Below are 15,700 nucleotides of genomic sequence, written 5' to 3' on the forward strand. Positions count from 1 at the left end.
TGGCGCCGGGGTGGCGCGGGTCGGCGGCCTGCGGTGCTGCGCGGGTCCGGTGCGTCGGGGTGGCGCGGGTCGGCGGCCTCGGTGCTGCGCGGGTCCGGTGCGTCGGCGCTGCTGCCGGCCGCGGGGCCGCTGCCGCGACCGTCCCGGTGGATGTGGACGGCCGACGTGATCCTCGCCGTCGTGCTGGCGGCGTGCACGGTGGGCACCGCGGTACGGCAGGGCGACGCGGGCATGGTCGTACCGCCGGGGAAGGTGCCTCTCTTCCAGGGGCCGGTACCGGTACCGGTACCGCCTCCGCCGCCCGCGGGCTGGGTTCCGGACCTCGGCCCGGTCGGGCATCTCGAACCCTGGCAACTCGTCCTGGCGGCGCTGACCGCCCTGCCGCTGGCCGCCCGCCGTCGGTATCCGCTGACGGCCTTCGGGGCCGTGATCGTCACGACGCTGCTCCTCAACCAGCGGCTGGGCGCGGGCGACACGACCGTCTACACGTTCCTGTCCTGCGTGGTCGCCGCGTACAGCGCCGCCGTCTACAGCCCGCACCGGCTGCGCGCGCTCGCCGGTGTGCTCATGGGCGCCGGTCTGATCGCGGCGTTCTCCGAGGAGAACTTCCCGTACGTCACTCCCGCCGTGGTTCCCTTCCTGCTGCTGGCCGGCGTGGGCCTGGGGGCGAACGCGACCCACGTCTGGAAGCAGCGGGTGCACGCCCTGGAGGTACGGCAGGAGGCCGCGACCCGGCTCGCGCTGGACAGCGAGCGGGCCCGTATCGCACGGGAGTTGCACGACATCGTCACCCACAATGTGAGCGTGATGGTGATCCAGGCGGGCGCGGCGCGCAAGGTGATGGACGCCGCGCCCGACCGGGCCCGCGAGGCGCTGCTGGCCGTCGAGGCGGGCGGGCGCACGGCGCTGTCCGAACTGCGGCAGGTCATGGGTCTGTTGACACCCTCCGACGAGGACCCCGGGATCGGCGCGAACGCGGAGCCCGGCGCCGACCTGGCCCCGCAGCCCGACCTGTCCCAGGTCCCGGCACTGGTCGGGCGGGTCCGCGCCACCGGCGTACTCGTCGAACTGACCGTCACGGGAACCCCGGTGCCGCTGCCCGCGGGCGTCGGCCTCACCGCGTACCGCGTGGTGCAGGAGGCGCTGACCAACACGGTGAAGCATGCGGCGGGTGCGACGGTCCGGGTGGTCCTGGAGCACACTCCCGACGCCCTGCATGTGGTGGTGACCGACACCGGTGGGACGGCCTCCCCTTCGGCCGGGACCGGCACCGGCCGCGGTCTGACCGGCCTGCGCGAACGTGTGTCCCTGCACGGCGGCACCCTCCGCGCGGACGGCCGCCCCACCGGGGGCTACCGCGTGGACGCGGTCCTCCCGACCGGGGAACCTTCATGACCGATCCGCTCCGCGTCGTGATCGCCGACGACCAGGCGCTGGTCCGCACCGGCTTCGGCATGATCCTGGCGGCCGACGGGATCGACGTCGTCGCCGAGGCCGCCGACGGGGATCAGGCCGTCGAGGCGGTCCACCGCACCCGGCCCGACCTGGTGCTGATGGACATCCGCATGCCCGGCACGGACGGTCTGGAAGCCACCCGGCGCATCCTGTCCGGCGCGGTGCCCGACCCGGCGCCCCGCGTCGTCATGCTGACCACGTTCGACCTGGACCGCTACGTCTACGCCGCCCTCACCGCGGGCGCCAGCGGCTTCCTCCTCAAGGACGTCACCCCGGAACACCTGGTCGCGGCCGTCCGCCTGACCCGTGCCGGGGACGCGCTGCTCTCCCCGGCCATCACCCGCCGCCTGGTCGAACGCTTCGTCACCCACGGCTCCGGTACGACCGCCCTGCACCGCGACCTGTCGGTCCTCACCCCACGGGAGCGGGAGGTCCTCCAGGCCCTCGGCGGCGGCCTGAGCAACGCGGAACTCGCGGCCCGCTTCCGTCTCAGCGAGGCGACCGTGAAGACCCACGTGGCCCGCATCCTCGCCAAGCTCCGCCTCCGGGACCGCGCGCAGGCGGTCGTCGTCGCCTATGAGACCGGCCTGATCGTGCCTCGCTCCGGGGACGTGGCCTGATCGTGCCCCGCTCGGGGGACGTGGGTGCCTGAGGGGCAGGCCTCGCCGTCGTCGCGGCCCCGTGTGCCTCCCGGCGGTCGGCCTCAGGAAGCCGCCGTTCCGCGCCCGCCGCCACGGCGCAGCGCGCGGGAACACCAGCCGATGACCGTGGCGTTGATCAGCGCGCCGAGCACGACGGCGAGGAGCAGCATCGCGCCACCGTCCGGCAGTACGAGGAACAGGAAGCTGCCCGGGGCGGTGGCGAGCAGCGGGATGACGGCCGCCATGGACTCGCCCGAGTCGTCGGCCGCGGCCACCACGATCGCCCACACGAGCAGGACGGCACAGACCGCCAGGTAGACGAGGGCGACGACGTCACCGAGCGCGTGGCGCAGTCGGCGGAGGAGGGATCTCCCGCGACCGGAATCGGAATCGGGACCGGCGTCGCCATCGGTATGGGTGTGGGTGTGGGTGTGGGTGTGGGCATCGGGCACAGGTGGACTCCTCGGTCGATGGGTGGACGCCGGTGGGCGGGTGGCCGGTCGGTCAGTTGGTCCGTCGGGCCGTCGGGCCGTCGGCCGTCGGTCAGATGAGGGTGCCGGGCAGGTTCGGGCGGGCGAGGCCGAGGTCGTAGGCGAGGATCGTCGCCTGGACCCGGTCGCGCAGCCCGATTTTGTGGAGCAACGCGTTGACGTGGGTCTTCACGGTGCCGACGGTGATGCCGAGCTGCCCGGCTATCTCCGCGTCGTCGAGCCCGGAGGCGACCAGGAGGAGGACGTACCGTTCTCGGCGGGTCAGGCTGCCCAGCTCGCGGGGGCCGCTCCCGGACCGGGATGCGAGGCCCGCCCCGGACGCGTAGTGGTCGATGAGGCGGCGGGTCGCGGACGGGGCGAGCACGCTGTCCCCGGCCGCCACCACCCGTATGCCCCGCAGGAGTTCGGCGGTGTGCACGTCCTTCAGCAGGAAGCCGGAGGCGCCGGCGCGCAGTGCGTCGAAGACGTACGCGTCGAGGTCGAAGGTGGTCAGTACCAGTATCCGGGGCGCGTTCTCCCGGCCGGTGATGATCCGGGTGGCGGCGATGCCGTCCAGGTCCGGCATCCGTACGTCCATCACGACCACGTCCGGCGCCAGTTCGCCGGCGAGCCGCACCGCCCCGGCGCCGTCACCGGCCTCGCCGACGACCGTCATGTCCTCCTCGCCGTCGATGACGGCGGCGAACCCGGCCCGTACGACGCCTTGGTCGTCGACGACCAGCACCCTGACGCTCATCGCTCCCTCTCCTCGTCGCCGCGCTCGGGAAGGGGTTCCGCAGTCGGCTCGGGAGTGGGCTCAGGAGTGGACTCGGGAGTGGACTCGGGAGTGGGTTCAGAAGTCGACTCGCCCATGGACTCGGGAACCGGCGCACCCGGAAGCGGCAACCGGAGGCGTACCGCACCCGGTTCCCCCGTGGTCAGGGTGCCGCCCAGCGCCGCGACCCGGGCTGCCAGCCGTTGCCGTACGACGGGCCGGCCGGAGCGGGGCACCCCGGTGGCCGTGAGGGTCAACGTGTCGCCGTCGGAGTCGAGTTCGAGCACCGCGGGCTCCTCTCCGCCGACGGCGAGCAGTGTCTCGGCGGCGTGATAGGCGGCCAGATCCACGGCCGTCGGCAACCGTTCGGGTACCCGGTCGGTGAGCCGTATCTCCACCTCGCGGCCGGTGGCCCGGCACTGCTGGGCGAGCAGGTCGAGCGCCTGGAGGGTGGGCTGCGGCCGCAGGTCGGGCCCGGTCCGCCCCGACTCCCCCGCCCGGACGGTGTCGAGCAGCGAGCGCATCGCGGCCAGGGCCTCACGGGCGCGGTCGGCGACCGTGTCGAGCCGGCCCGCCTCCGCCTCCGCGACCATGTCGGCGGCGCGCGCCAGCACCGTGGTCTCCAGACCGGCCGCGATCCGGCGCCGCTCGGCCCACGCCTCCCGTACGGCCTCCTCGGTCCAGGCGGCGAGGCGTTCCTCGCGCACCCCACGGGCGGCCCGGTCCCGCCGCCCGCGCGCGGCTCCCGCCCACCGGGCCGCGCCCACCACCAGGGCCACGCCGGCCGTCGCGCCCACGGCGACCGTCCAGACGGGGAGATCCGTGCCGCGGTCCAGGACGGCGGCACCCATCGCGACGGCGTGCACGGCGACGGCGGCCAGGGGGACGGCGTGTACGGCGACGGTGGCCGGGAGGACGCCCCCCGGACGCCGTGCGTGCCGGTCGGGGGAGGGCACGGCCGCGTCCGCGGCGAGCGCCACGCACGTGGCGAGCATGCTCAGCGCGGGCGGCAGGACGACGGGACCGGTGTACTCCCCCAGCGCCATCGCCACCGGCCACAGCGGGGCCAGAGCGAGCAGCACGCCCTGGGCGGCGCGCGGCGCCCGCCGCAGCCACAGCAGGGCGACGGCCTGGGCCGCGGCCAGCAGCGCGAACAGCACACCCGCCGACACCTGCGACCCGCTCGACGTGGTCTGCGACCGGACGACCAGGACCGGCAGCAGTGGTTGCAGGCACAGCCCGACCGCGGCCGTCACCTGGGCGAGACGGTAGCTCCGCGGCACGGACGCCTCCACCGGCGCGGCGGACCGCCCCGGCAGGACCGCCCGCACCTCCCAACCGCCCTCCGCCGTCGGACCGCTGGTCAGCGTGCCGCCGGCCTCCCGCGCCCGGGACCGCAGGAAGCCCTGGCCGCGCCCCGAGCCGAGACTGGCGCCGTGCGCCGCGGCACCGGCCGGCGGTGCCTCGCTCGTGACCACGACCTCGGTGCGGGTGTCGCCGTACCGGCACCGCACGCTCGTAGCGGCACCGGGGGCGTGCCGCGCGACGTTGGTCAGCGCCTCGCGCACGATGCCGTAGGCCGCGTCCGCCACGGCACCGTCCGGCAGCGGATCGATCTCGCACTCCACCCGCTGGTCCAGCCGACGGAACCCGGCGACGAGGGCGCGCAACCGCTCCTCCGGAGAGGGCAGTTCCTCCCGCGAGGGAGCCGGCGCCCGCACCGCGCCCAGCGCGCGGGTCACCTCGCGCCCGGTCTCGGCCGCGAACTCCAGTGCTCCCTCGGCGAGTTCCGGACGCCGGTCGCGCAGTCCGAGCGCCGCCCCCGCCGTGACCACCACGGCGGTCAGATGGTGGGCGCTGACGTCGTGCAGCTCGCGTTCCATACGGCGCCGTTCGACCGCCGGCAGCCGGTGGCGCTCGGCCTCCGCGCGCCGCAGCACCCGCTCGGCCGTCCCCTGTGCGCGACGCGTGCGCCGCACGAGCAGACCGGTGCCGCACGCGGTGGCGTAGAGCAGGGCGGTCAGGACGAGATCGAGCCCGTCGCGGTCGCTGAGCCCGTGCAGGCTGAGGTTCTGGAGCAGCTGCCAGAGGGCCAGCGCGACGACGCACAGTACGGCGGTGAAGGTGTCGCGTTCGGTCGCCACCGTGAACAGGGCCAGCGCGACCCCCGCGGTCCCGAGGACCGCCATCGCGCCGACGGGCAACGGCCCGGCCCCCAGCGCGCAGGCGGCGGCGACCAGCATCAGAGTCACCACGGGGCGGGCACGGCGGAGCGCGAGAGCGGCCGTGACCGGCCCGGCGACCAGCGCGGCCACCAGGAGGGCCGACGCGGGCGGTACGTCCCCGCGCACCAGCTCCGCCCCGGGCCACACCACGGCCTGGACGCAGATCAGCAGGACCGGGAGCAGCCGGTCGTCGGTTCGATTCATGACGAATCCAGGCTAGGGCCGCAGGTGAACGGCTCTCTCCGGCTGGAGGCGGATTTCGTTCTCTTACCTGGGATGCAGAGGGAGGCGGGCGGCTCGGAGTCGCTCTCCATCTCCGGTTCGAGACGACGGTCATCCCGCAGCCCGAGGCCCACGGGAGCGGGCGCGCCTAGGCTCGATCACATCGAGCAAGGGATCGGCGGTCGGCTCGTCCGAGCGCCCGATCGTTTCCCTTCCTTCCCTTTCACCACCCACTTCAGGGGGACCTCCCATGTCCAAGCGCGTTCTGGTGTCGTCGATCGTCGGCGTCGTGGCCCTCGGCGGAGTGGCCGCCGGCGGCCTGGCCCTGGCCTCGGCAAAGACCACGGAGGAACTGACCGTCGAGCACGCCTCAGCACGCTACGTCGCGCCGTCCGCCGGCCTGACCGGCTCGCTCACCTTCACCGCGGACGTGGGCGACGACTCCGGCGTCCGCGGCCTGAAGGTCCTTGCCTGGCCCGCGAGTTCGGGACTCGACCCGACCGCGACGGAGCTGAGGTCCGCGGAGGGCGCGAGCTGCCGCAGCACCTCGGACACGGCGTCCCGCTGCACCTACACCCTGGAGATCACCGAGCTGGAGGCAGCCGAACTGGCGGAAGGCACCTGGCACATCTCGACCCTGGCGACGGCCAGGGACGGCGACACGGAGTTCGCGCCCCGCACGTCGGAGTTCACCGTCACGCGCTGACCGTTCCGGCGTCGTCGGCACCCTCCCGGCAACTTCTACACTGTCGTAGAGTTTGTTGGGGTTCATGTCCCATGGACCCGAAGACGGTTTCCGAGGAGGAGAGCAGCGTGGGAGTTTCTCTGTCCAAAGGCGGCAACGTCTCACTCAACAAGGAGGCCCCGGGCCTGACCGCGGTCCTGATCGGACTCGGCTGGGACGTACGGACCACGACGGGCACCGACTACGACCTGGACGCCTCCGCACTGCTGCTGGACGCGTCCGGCAAGGTCGCCTCCGACCAGCACTTCATCTTCTACAACAACCTCAAGAGCCCGGACGGTTCCGTCGAGCACACCGGCGACAACCTGACCGGCGAGGGCGAGGGCGACGACGAAAGCGTGAAGGTGAACCTCGCCGCCGTGCCCGCCGAGATCGACAGGATCGTCTTCCCGGTCTCGATCCACGACGCCGAGAACCGAGGCCAGAGCTTCGGCCAGGTGCGCAACGCCTTCATCCGCGTCGTCAACCAGGCGGGCGGCGCCGAGATCGCCCGCTACGACCTCTCCGAAGACGCCTCGACGGAGACCGCGATGGTCTTCGGTGAGCTGTACCGCAACGGCACGGACTGGAAGTTCCGCGCCGTCGGCCAGGGTTACGCCTCCGGCTTGGCCGGCATCGCCACGGACTTCGGCGTCAGCCTCTGACCCGTCTCCCGACGGTCGGTCACCGGCCCCCGCCTCCGCGGCGACCGGTGACGACGGCCCTGCCGACGACGCCGTGCGCCGGCTCGGCCGAAGCGGACAGCGTCCGCCGAACATGCCACGGCTTGCGGACCCACCAACTCGGACCCCCTGCAGCTCCGAAACCGAGAACACCACCCCCCCGTTCGCTGAACTGCGGCAGCTTGAGCAGGCGGGTAGGCGGTGACGACCTGGTAGGCGTTGCCCGGACGGAGGACCGTGCGTGGACGCCGGTTCCTTGCGTTCGCGCCACTCTCGGTGAGGACCACGGCGGCGATGTCCGTCATGCGGTTCGGGCTGCAGCGGCTCCGGCGGAAGATCCGCCAGGACTTCGGGCGGGCAACGCGGTTCCCCGTTCGCCGGCTCGTGATCGATCTGCGGGGCATGGACGATGCTCGCTGACACCAGCCGGGCCAATCTCCTGGTGGCGCCCTGACGACGCCCGTGATGCTTCGTTCGATGTCTTTCCTGGGGGCGGTGACCGGTCCTGCCTGCCTGAACCGGGCGGGTGAACGGCTTGCCCAACTGGACCTCCGCGACGCTCCTGGCCCTCGGGGTGGAGTGGCCAGACGGTGCCCGGCCGGCGGGGCGCGACCGGTTCCGGCGCTCTGCCGGGAGCGTGGAGACGCGCCGCCGGTCGAGGGGTCAACAGACATTGAGGAAGATCGCGACCGCGACCGAAGAAGGGCGCTCGAGTGGTGAACCGGAGCGCCCTTTCCCACGTTGCGGTGATTGGACGTGCGTGCGTCCCTGCGATGCCGCCGTGCGCTGTGGCCCTCGGCGGCACCACACCACCATGGAAGGAACAACTCACCAGTGAAGCGCTTCATCACACGCCTCGCGGTAGTCGCGGCGGCCGGAGCCATGGCCGTTGTGCTGCCTGCTTCGTCGGCGTCCGCCATCAACCGCACCGATTGCAATGGACTGGGTCTCCTGTCGCTTCACAACGCAGGCGGCTCCCTCTGCTTCGCCAACGCGGGCGTGCAGAGCGTGGCGATCTACGGCGTGGACCGGATCTGGACCGGAGACAACAAGGTCACGTTCGAGTACGTGCCGAGGCTGGGCGCGCCGGCGACCAGCACGACCGTGGACAAGTGGCATTTTGGGAACATCGAGCCCATCCACAAGATCACGAAGATCAGGATCTGGTAGCACCCGTCGCCGCAAATGAGGTGACAGCGGGTCCTCGTCAGCGATGACGCAGGCACTCGGCACCGGAACCCACCGTGTCGCGGAGGTGGGGGCGCGGCCGGGCGCAGCTGCAGTCGTCCACACGGCTGCATGACGTCGCTGCGATGGGTTCATTGAGCCTTTTCAGCCTTGCCTCTCCAGGGTGAGAACCGCGGCGGCGATGTCCGTCGTGCGGTTCGGGCTGCAGCGGCTCCGGCGGAAGATCCGCCAGGACTTCAGGCGGGCGACGCCTCGTTCGACAGGAGCGCGGACCTGGGCGGGTGCCCGGTTCAGCGTCCGTTCGGTCGGTGACAGTCCGCCGTTGGGCGGGCGGTGGATGGCGGATGGCGGATGGCGGATGGCGATGGTGACCCAGGAGCCGGCGCCGATGTAGGCGCGGTCGGCGACGATCGGGACCTCCTGGCGTTCGCAGATTCGGTCGATGCGGTGGGTGCGTGCGACGGTCAGAGCGTGAGCGCGGCCCGGCAAGGCCGGCGAGATCCACAGAAGCTGGCCTTCGGGATCGGTGACGACCTGCACGTGCACGCCGTGGCGCCGGTGCTGGTGGGAGTGGTCGGCGCGTCCGTCGCCCAGGCGGTCGCACTCGCTGAGGGTGCGTCCGAGCACGTGGTCCGGGTCGTGCTCGCCCAGGGTCTTGAGCAGGCCCGGCGCCCGGTCGGCGAGGAGCCGCACGGCGGTGGCGTGGGCGTGGGCGGTGCACCTCACGCAACGGCACGGGAGCCCTGTCCGTTGCGGGCACCACAACGAGACCGGAACTGAGACCGGGAACAGCCGCGCGCCCCGCGCTCAGCGCGGTCGCCGCATGCGACAAAAAGCAAAAGCCCCAGGTCACGGCGAGTGAGTCCTGGGGCTTTCACAGAGCCGCCTTCGGGATTCGAACCCGAGACCTACGCATTACGAGTGCGTTGCTCTGGCCATCTGAGCTAAGGCGGCGCGCTGTGCGCACCATGGTGCGGTCAGCAACGACGGTAAGTCTACACAGTTTCCGGGGGTGCTCCGAACCGCCCCCGGAGCCCGCCGCTCCGGGGTGGTCGCAAGACCGCCGCAGGCCTATGAGCAGCGCTTACCGTCCGTCGGAGGGGTGCCGCGGACGAGGTAGGTGTTGATCGCGGAGTCGATGCAGGAGCTGCCCCGGCCGTAGGCGGTGTGGCCGTCGCCGCGATAGGTCAGGAGGCGGGCCGAGGAGAGCTGGCCCGCCAGGGACTGGGCCCAGCGGTAGGGGGTCGCGGGGTCGCGGGTGGTGCCGACGACGACGATCGGGGCCGCGCCCTTCGCCTCGATGCGGTGCGGTTCGCCGGTGGGCGCGACCGGCCAGTACGCGCAGTTCAGGGAGGCCCAGGCAAGACCCTCGCCGAAGACGGGGGACGCCTTCTCGAAGTCGGGCAGGGCCCTGCGCACCTCGTCGGGGCCGTCGAACGCGGCCGGCAGGTCGATGCAGTTCACGGCCGCGTTGGCGAACATGAGGTTGGCGTAGCCGCCCTCGGCGTCCCGCTCGTAGTAGCTGTCGGAGAGGACGAGGAGCCCGGCGCCGTCGTTCTCCCGCATCGCCGAGTTCAGCGCCTCGCGCAGTTGTTCCCAGGCGCTCTCGTCGTACATGGCCGCGATCACGCCGGTGGTGGCGAGGGACTCGGTGAGCCTGCGGCCGTCCGCGTCGCCGGTGGGCAGGGGGCGGGCGTCGAGCCGGTCGAAGAACGCCTTGAGGTTCTTGCCGACCTGCGCCGCCTTCGTGCCGAGCGGGCAGTCCGGCTGCCGCACGCAGTCCTTCGCGAACGACTGGAACGCCGTCTCGAAGCCCGCCGTCTGGTCCAGGTTCATCCGGCGGGAGGGCAACGACGGGTCCATCGCGCCGTCCAGCACGAGCCGCCCGACCCGTTCCGGGAACAGCCCCGCGTACGTCGCCCCGAGGAACGTCCCGTACGACGCCCCCACGTACGTCAGTTTCCGGTCCCCGAGGGCCGCGCGCAGGATGTCCATGTCGCGGGCCGCCTCGACGGTGGAGACGTGCCGCAGCAGCTTGGGCGACTGTGCGCCGCAGCCCTCCGCGAACTCCTTGTAGGCGTCCACCAGCTCGTCGGTCTCACGCCGGTCGTCGGGCGTGACGTCAGTCTGCGTGTAGGCGTCCATCTCACGCCCGTCGAGGCACTCCACCGGCTCACTGCGGGCCACGCCGCGGGGGTCCACGGCCACCATGTCGTAGCGGGCGCGGACCGGCGCCGGGTAGCCGATGCCCGCGTACTGCTGGAGGTAGCCGACCGCCGAGCCGCCCGGTCCGCCCGGGTTCACCAGCAGTGAGCCGATCCGCTTGCCCGGGCCGGTCGCCTTCTTGCGGGCGACGGCGAGCCGCACGTCGCCCACGCCGGGCCGGGCGTAGTCGAGCGGCGCCTTCATCGTGGCGCACTGGAACCCGGGGACGCCGCAGTCGCGCCAGCTCAGCTTCTGCCCGTAGTACGGCGCGAGCGCGGACGGCGTGGCCTGCGGCAGCGCGGCCAGTGCCGCTCGGGCCACCGCGGGGCTGGCGGAACTCGTCGCACTCCCGGAGGAGCAGGCCGAGACGAGCAGGGCGGCGAAGGAGAGAAGCGTGACGCCGGTACGGAACCTGTGGGGGGAGCGCCTGGAGTGCATCCAGCGAGCGTAACCGTGCGCAATGGCCTGAAAGCGGTGCGTACGCGAAGTGCCACGGACGAGTGACCCGGTCAATCCGCTCGGTCCCGCCGGCCGCCCGCCGGACGGACCCTCAGCCCGCTCTCAGTGCCATCGTCATCGCCTCCACGGCCAGCAGCGGAGTCACGTTCCGGTCGAGGGCCTCTGCGCACGCGGCGATCGCCTCGATACGGCGCAGGGTGGACTCGGGGGTGCTGGCGCGGGCCAGCCGCTCCAGGGCGTCCTCGGCGTCCACGTTGGCGAGGGCGATGCGGGAGCCGAGCTGGAGGGCGAGGACATCACGGTAGAAGGCGGTGAGGTCGGTGAGCGCGACGTCGAGGCTGTCGCGCTGCGTCCTCGTACGCCGCCGCTTCTGCATGTCCTCCAGGTCCTTCATCACGCCCGCCGTGCCGCGCGGCATGCGACCGCCCTGCACCGCGCCCATCGCTGCCTTCAGCTCGTCGGTCTCCTTGGTGTCCCGCTCCTCGGCGAGCTGCTTGGCGTCCTCGGCGGCGGCGTCGACGAGTTCCTGCGCCGCCCTGAGGCAGCCGCCGACGTCCTCGACGCGCAGCGGCAGCTTCAGCACGGCGGCGCGACGCTCACGGGCCGCCGGGTCGGTGGCGAGGCGGCGGGCCCGGTCGACGTGCCCCTGGGTGGCGCGGGCGGCGGACGCGGCGACGGCCGGCTCGACGCCCTCACGCCGTACGAGCATGTCGGCGACCGCGTCCACGGAGGGTGTGCGCAGGTTCAGGTGCCGGCAGCGGGAGCGGATCGTCGGCAGGACGTCCTCGATGGAGGGCGCGCACAGGAGCCAGACCGTGCGCGGGGCCGGCTCCTCGACGGCCTTGAGGACGGCGTTGGCCGACTTCTCGTTCAGCCGCTCGGCGTCCTCGACGAGGATGATCTGCCAGCGTCCGGTCGCCGGAGAGGTGTACGACTTGCGGACCGTGTCCCGCATGTCCTTGACGAGGATCTCCGCGCCCACGGCGGCGACCGTCGAGACGTCGGCGTGCGTGCCGACGAGGGCCGTGTGGCAGCCGTCGCAGAAGCCGCAGCCGGGGATCCCGCCGAGCGCCCGGTCCGGGCTCACGCACTGGAGCGCGGCGGCGAAGGCCCTGGCCGTCTGGATCCGGCCCGCGCCGGGCGGCCCGGTGAACAGCCAGGCGTGCGTCATGCTCGACGCCTCGGGCGGCGCGGTCCCGGCCGTGGTCGCGGTGACGAGCGCGTCGGCGTCCCGGGCGGCGGCGGCGAGCTGATCGCTCACTTTCTCCTGTCCGACGAGGTCGTCCCACACGGTCATGGGTCACACCGCCCTTCCGTCACGTTCACATCCGCACCGCCGATCGGTCCGCGGTGCGGATCACCCTGCGCCTTGCCGGTTCCATTGTGCGGGCAGCCACTGACAACCCGGCCCGGCGGCCACGGGGCGTCAGCGCCGCCGGCCCCGCCCGCGGCCTTCGTCACGGCCTTCGTCACGGTCGTCGTCGCTGTGCGGGCCCAGAAGCTCGTCCGCCAGCGACGGCAGGTCGTCCAGCGGGGTCTCCTCGGCCCAGTCGGAGCGCGGCCGCTGACGGGGGGCGCCCGACTCGTCGACCTGGGGCAGTTCCCGCGTACGGTCCCCGGTCCCGTCCGGCTCCGCCGCGCGCTCGTCGCGGAAGTACCCCGGCGGCACCCGGTCGTCCGGGTGCTTCCCGGACACGGACGGCAGTACGGCCGTCTCCACCTCGGGACTCGCCCCGCGCACCGGCGGCAGTACGGCCGTCTCGTCCGCGGCCCCGGCAGGCGCCGGCGGCTGCGGCAGCTCGGCCGTCACCTCGTTGTCCGATCCCCGCGCCGCGGACTTCCCGGCGGTCGGCGCCGCGGCGTCCGCCGCGTCCTCCACCGGTTCCTTGCCCATCCGCACCGGAGGCAGCACGGCCGTGTCCTCGATCGGCCCGCCCGACGCGTTCGTCGGCGTCACCACCGGAGTGGGCACGGTCGTGGCCTCCGGGGCGACCGGGGGCGCCGCGGGCGGTGTGGGCCGCAGCCGGTCCTGGGCCGCGGCGGCCGCCTGCTCAGCTGCGCGACGCGCCTCCTCGGCCCGCAGCAGCGCCTCCTCGGCCTTGCGCTGCTTCTCCAGGCGCCGCGCCTCGGCCTCGGCGCGCAGCCGGGCCTCTTCCTCGGCCTGCCGACGGCGCTGCTCCTCCTCCGCCTTGCGGCGGGCCTCCTCCTCGGCGCGGGCCTTCTCCTCGGCGAGGAGCCGCACCCGCTCCTCCTCGGCACGCCTGCGTGCCTCCTCGGCGCGCTGCCGGGCCTCCTCCGCCTGCCGCTCGGCCTCGCGGCGCTGCGCCTCCTCCAGCTCGCGGCGCTTGCGCTCCTCCTCCTCGGCGCGCAGCTTGGCGAGCTGCTCCTGGCGCTCCCGCTCCAGACGCTCCTCCTCGGCCTTGCGGGCGGCCTCTTCCTCGGCCTTGCGGCGGGCCTCCTCCTCGGCCTTCCTCCGCGCCTCTTCCTGGGCCTCGATCTCGGCTTCGGAGAGCGGCAGCATCCGGTCGAGCCGGTGCCGGACAACCGTGGTCACGGCCTCCGGCTCCTGGCCGGCGTCGACGACGAGGTAGCGGCCGGGGTCCGCGGCGGCCAGCGTGAGGAAACCGGAGCGCACGCGCGTGTGGAACTCGGCCGGCTCCGACTCCAGGCGGTCCGGCGCCTCCGTGAAGCGCTCGCGGGCGGTCTCGGGGGAGACGTCCAGCAGGATCGTCAGATGCGGCACGAGCCCGTTCGTCGCCCAGCGCGAGATCCTCGCGATCTCCGTCGGGGAGAGGTCACGGCCCGCGCCCTGGTAGGCCACGGACGAGTCGATGTACCGGTCGGTGATGACCACCGCGCCGCGCTCCAGGGCGGGTCGCACCACGGTGTCGACGTGCTCCGCGCGGTCAGCGGCGTACAGCAGTGCCTCCGCGCGGTGCGACAGACCGGCGCTGGAGACGTCGAGCAGGATCGACCGCAGCCGCTTGCCGACGGGCGTGGCCCCCGGCTCGCGCGTGAGGACGACCTCGTGCCCCTTGGCCCTGATCCACTCGGCGAGCGCCTCGGCCTGGGTGGACTTCCCGGCGCCGTCCCCGCCCTCCAGGGCGATGAAGAAGCCGCTCTGCAACGGCGCCTGCTCCGGGTCGTCGCCGCCGAGCAGCGCGTCCCGCAGGTCGTTGCGCAGGGGGACGCCGGAGCGGTCGTCGACCTTGGCGAGCACGAGTGCGGCCACCGGCAGCAGCAGCGCGCCGACCAGCATCAGCGTGAACGCGGCTCCGCCGTGGGCGAAGACGAACTTGCCGTTCTCCAGCCGGTGCGGCCCGATGAGTGCCGCCACCAGCGGGGCGATCAGGGCGCCGAGCGCCACCAGGACCCGTACGACCGCGTGCAGATGTTCCGTCACGCGCGTGCGGCGCTGGTCCTCGGTCTCCTGGTCGAGCAGCGCGTGCCCGGTGTTGGCGGCGACGCCCGCACCGATGCCTGCAAGGGCCGTGATCAGCAGCACGGTGGTGACGTCCGGGACCAGCCCGGCCGCGAGCAGGGCCACGCCGGTGAAGGCGATCGCCAGCGCGAGGAGCCGCCGCCGCGACAGCGTGACCAGCACCTTCGGTGCCGTACGGACGCCGACGGCGACTCCGCCGGTCAGCGCGAGCACCAGCAGGCCGTACGTCACCGGGCCGCCGCCCAGGTCCTTGGCGTGCAGTACGGCGACGGCGACGGCGGCGGCGATCGCCCCGGCCACGGCCGCGCAGGCGAGGACCAGCACCGGGATGGCACCCGTGCGGCCCGCCTCGACACCGGTGGCCGTCCGCGGGCGGCGCAGCCCCTCGAGCGGGGAACGCGCGCGGGGGGTGCGGGTGCCGGGCAGCTCCAGGAAGACCACGACGGACAGGGAGCCGGCGAACAGCCCGCCCGCCACGTACGAGGCGAGGGCCGCCTGGTGCCGGTCGAACCAGTCGATGCCGGCGCCCAGAAGGTTGTTGACCAGGGCCGCGGTGACCAGGGTGGCGGCCGCCAGCGGGATCGCGAGGAAGCTCGTGCGCAGGGACAGGCGGCGCAGGGCGTCGAGGTGATCGGGCAGCGGCCGTACCGTCGCGCCCTCCAGGGGCGGAGCGGGCAGCAGCGCGGGGGCGGCGCTCTCGCGGGCGACCGTCCAGAACCGCTCGGCGACGCCGGTCACGAAGACGGTGACCAGCAGCAGCGCCAGGGCGTCGTCGGGCGTCCAGTCGATCCACAGCGGCGCCGCGAGCAGCAGGGCGGCCCGCACACCGTCCGCGCCGACCATGGTCCAGCGGCGGTCCAGCGGGCCGTCCGGCGAGGTGAGGGAGGTCAACGGGCCGAGGAGTACGGCGCCGAAGAGCACGGTGGCGAGCACCCGGACCGCGAAGACGATCGCGACCGCGAACGCCACGCCCCGGTAGCCGCCTCCGAAGGCGCCCTCGGCGATGGCCGCCTGGAGGGCGAGGAGGACCAGCACGAGGAGGGCGAGGGCGTCGCCGACGCCGCTCACCAACTGTGCGCTCCACAGCCGCCTCAGCTGCGGCTCACGCAACAAGGCGCGCACTGCGCGCTCGCGGGAGTCCGCCACCAGGGCGTCGTCCGGGGCCGGGTGGTGGGCCGTTGGCTGCTCGGCTCGCGTCATGCTTTCAGCCT

Annotated in this window: 11 protein-coding genes, 1 tRNA gene and 2 pseudogenes; 5 read left to right on the forward strand and 9 right to left on the reverse strand. The window is 73.4% G+C overall.

The window, feature by feature from the left end:
* Both BM536_RS33480 and BM536_RS33485 read left to right on the forward strand, forming a co-directional pair.
* On the forward strand, positions 1-1,395 hold a 1,395-nt coding region (locus tag BM536_RS33480), incomplete at its 5' end, for a sensor histidine kinase (protein ID WP_342748857.1).
* Entirely contained in the window at positions 1,392-2,075 is a 684-nt protein-coding gene (locus BM536_RS33485) for a response regulator (RefSeq protein ID WP_073495219.1), read from the forward strand. The genes BM536_RS33480 and BM536_RS33485, both read left to right, overlap by 4 nt.
* An 83-nt stretch (positions 2,076-2,158) precedes the next feature.
* Here BM536_RS33485 and BM536_RS33490 read toward each other — a convergent pair whose 3' ends face one another.
* The 3 genes from BM536_RS33490 to BM536_RS33500 form a co-directional block, all read right to left on the reverse strand.
* Entirely contained in the window at positions 2,159-2,449 is a 291-nt protein-coding gene (locus BM536_RS33490; protein ID WP_079275072.1) for an SCO4225 family membrane protein, read from the reverse strand.
* A 190-nt stretch (positions 2,450-2,639) separates the two neighbouring features.
* Positions 2,640-3,323 (reverse strand): response regulator, encoded by a 684-nt coding sequence (locus BM536_RS33495; protein ID WP_073495225.1) that lies wholly within the window; start codon positions 3,321-3,323, stop codon positions 2,640-2,642.
* Positions 3,320-5,770: a sensor histidine kinase gene (locus BM536_RS33500; protein WP_094103848.1), complete on the reverse strand. Its 2,451-nt coding sequence runs from the start codon at positions 5,768-5,770 to the stop codon at positions 3,320-3,322. The genes BM536_RS33495 and BM536_RS33500 overlap by 4 nt, the downstream gene beginning before the upstream one ends.
* A gap of 268 nt (positions 5,771-6,038) precedes the next feature.
* Here BM536_RS33500 and BM536_RS33505 point away from each other — a divergent pair, with 268 nt between their 5' ends.
* Both BM536_RS33505 and BM536_RS33510 read left to right on the forward strand, forming a co-directional pair.
* Positions 6,039-6,494, forward strand: coding sequence for a DUF5707 domain-containing protein (locus tag BM536_RS33505; protein WP_073495228.1), 456 nt, complete (start codon positions 6,039-6,041; stop codon positions 6,492-6,494).
* A 107-nt stretch (positions 6,495-6,601) separates the two neighbouring features.
* Positions 6,602-7,177, forward strand: coding sequence for a TerD family protein (locus BM536_RS33510; protein ID WP_073495260.1), 576 nt, complete (start codon positions 6,602-6,604; stop codon positions 7,175-7,177).
* A 293-nt stretch (positions 7,178-7,470) separates the two neighbouring features.
* Here the strand turns inward: BM536_RS33510 and BM536_RS39910 are convergent.
* Positions 7,471-7,557, reverse strand: a pseudogene (locus tag BM536_RS39910) (IS5/IS1182 family transposase); the annotation flags it as partial.
* 472 nt (positions 7,558-8,029) lie between these two features.
* On the opposite strand from BM536_RS39910, the gene BM536_RS33520 reads away from it, so the two are divergent.
* Entirely contained in the window at positions 8,030-8,365 is a 336-nt protein-coding gene (locus BM536_RS33520) for a beta/gamma crystallin domain-containing protein (RefSeq protein WP_107439648.1), read from the forward strand.
* 162 nt (positions 8,366-8,527) lie between these two features.
* Here BM536_RS33520 and BM536_RS33525 read toward each other — a convergent pair.
* The 5 genes and pseudogenes from BM536_RS33525 to tmk form a co-directional block, all read right to left on the reverse strand.
* A pseudogene (locus BM536_RS33525) lies at positions 8,528-9,100 on the reverse strand (transposase family protein); the annotation flags it as partial.
* A 163-nt stretch (positions 9,101-9,263) separates the two neighbouring features.
* A tRNA-Thr gene (locus tag BM536_RS33530) sits at positions 9,264-9,337 on the reverse strand.
* A 117-nt stretch (positions 9,338-9,454) separates the two neighbouring features.
* Positions 9,455-11,026: an alpha/beta hydrolase gene (locus BM536_RS33535; protein ID WP_073495231.1), complete on the reverse strand. Its 1,572-nt coding sequence runs from the start codon at positions 11,024-11,026 to the stop codon at positions 9,455-9,457.
* Between the two features lie 112 nt (positions 11,027-11,138).
* Positions 11,139-12,344, reverse strand: coding sequence for a DNA polymerase III subunit delta' (locus BM536_RS33540; protein WP_073495234.1), 1,206 nt, complete (start codon positions 12,342-12,344; stop codon positions 11,139-11,141).
* A 129-nt stretch (positions 12,345-12,473) separates the two neighbouring features.
* Positions 12,474-15,689 carry a dTMP kinase gene (gene tmk, locus BM536_RS33545; RefSeq protein ID WP_094103850.1) on the reverse strand — a complete coding sequence of 1,072 codons (3,216 nt, stop codon included), beginning with the start codon at positions 15,687-15,689 and terminating at the stop codon, positions 12,474-12,476.
* Between the last annotated feature and the right edge of the window lie 11 nt (positions 15,690-15,700).

The sequence above is a fragment of the Streptomyces phaeoluteigriseus genome, assembly GCF_001896135.2.
GTDB lineage: Bacteria > Actinomycetota > Actinomycetes > Streptomycetales > Streptomycetaceae > Streptomyces > Streptomyces phaeoluteigriseus.

What these genes read in the sequence shown, in the direction of transcription:
- BM536_RS33540 (WP_073495234.1), bottom strand. Translation starts at nt 12,344, where the DNA reads ATGACCGTGTGGGACGACCTCGTCGGACAGGAGAAAGTGAGCGATCAG.
- BM536_RS33535 (WP_073495231.1), bottom strand. Translation starts at nt 11,026, where the DNA reads ATGCACTCCAGGCGCTCCCCCCACAGGTTCCGTACCGGCGTCACGCTT.
- BM536_RS33500 (WP_094103848.1), bottom strand. Translation starts at nt 5,770, where the DNA reads ATGAATCGAACCGACGACCGGCTGCTCCCGGTCCTGCTGATCTGCGTC.
- tmk (WP_094103850.1), bottom strand. Translation starts at nt 15,689, where the DNA reads ATGACGCGAGCCGAGCAGCCAACGGCCCACCACCCGGCCCCGGACGAC.
- BM536_RS33505 (WP_073495228.1), top strand. Translation starts at nt 6,039, where the DNA reads ATGTCCAAGCGCGTTCTGGTGTCGTCGATCGTCGGCGTCGTGGCCCTC.
- BM536_RS33495 (WP_073495225.1), bottom strand. Translation starts at nt 3,323, where the DNA reads ATGAGCGTCAGGGTGCTGGTCGTCGACGACCAAGGCGTCGTACGGGCC.
- BM536_RS33485 (WP_073495219.1), top strand. Translation starts at nt 1,392, where the DNA reads ATGACCGATCCGCTCCGCGTCGTGATCGCCGACGACCAGGCGCTGGTC.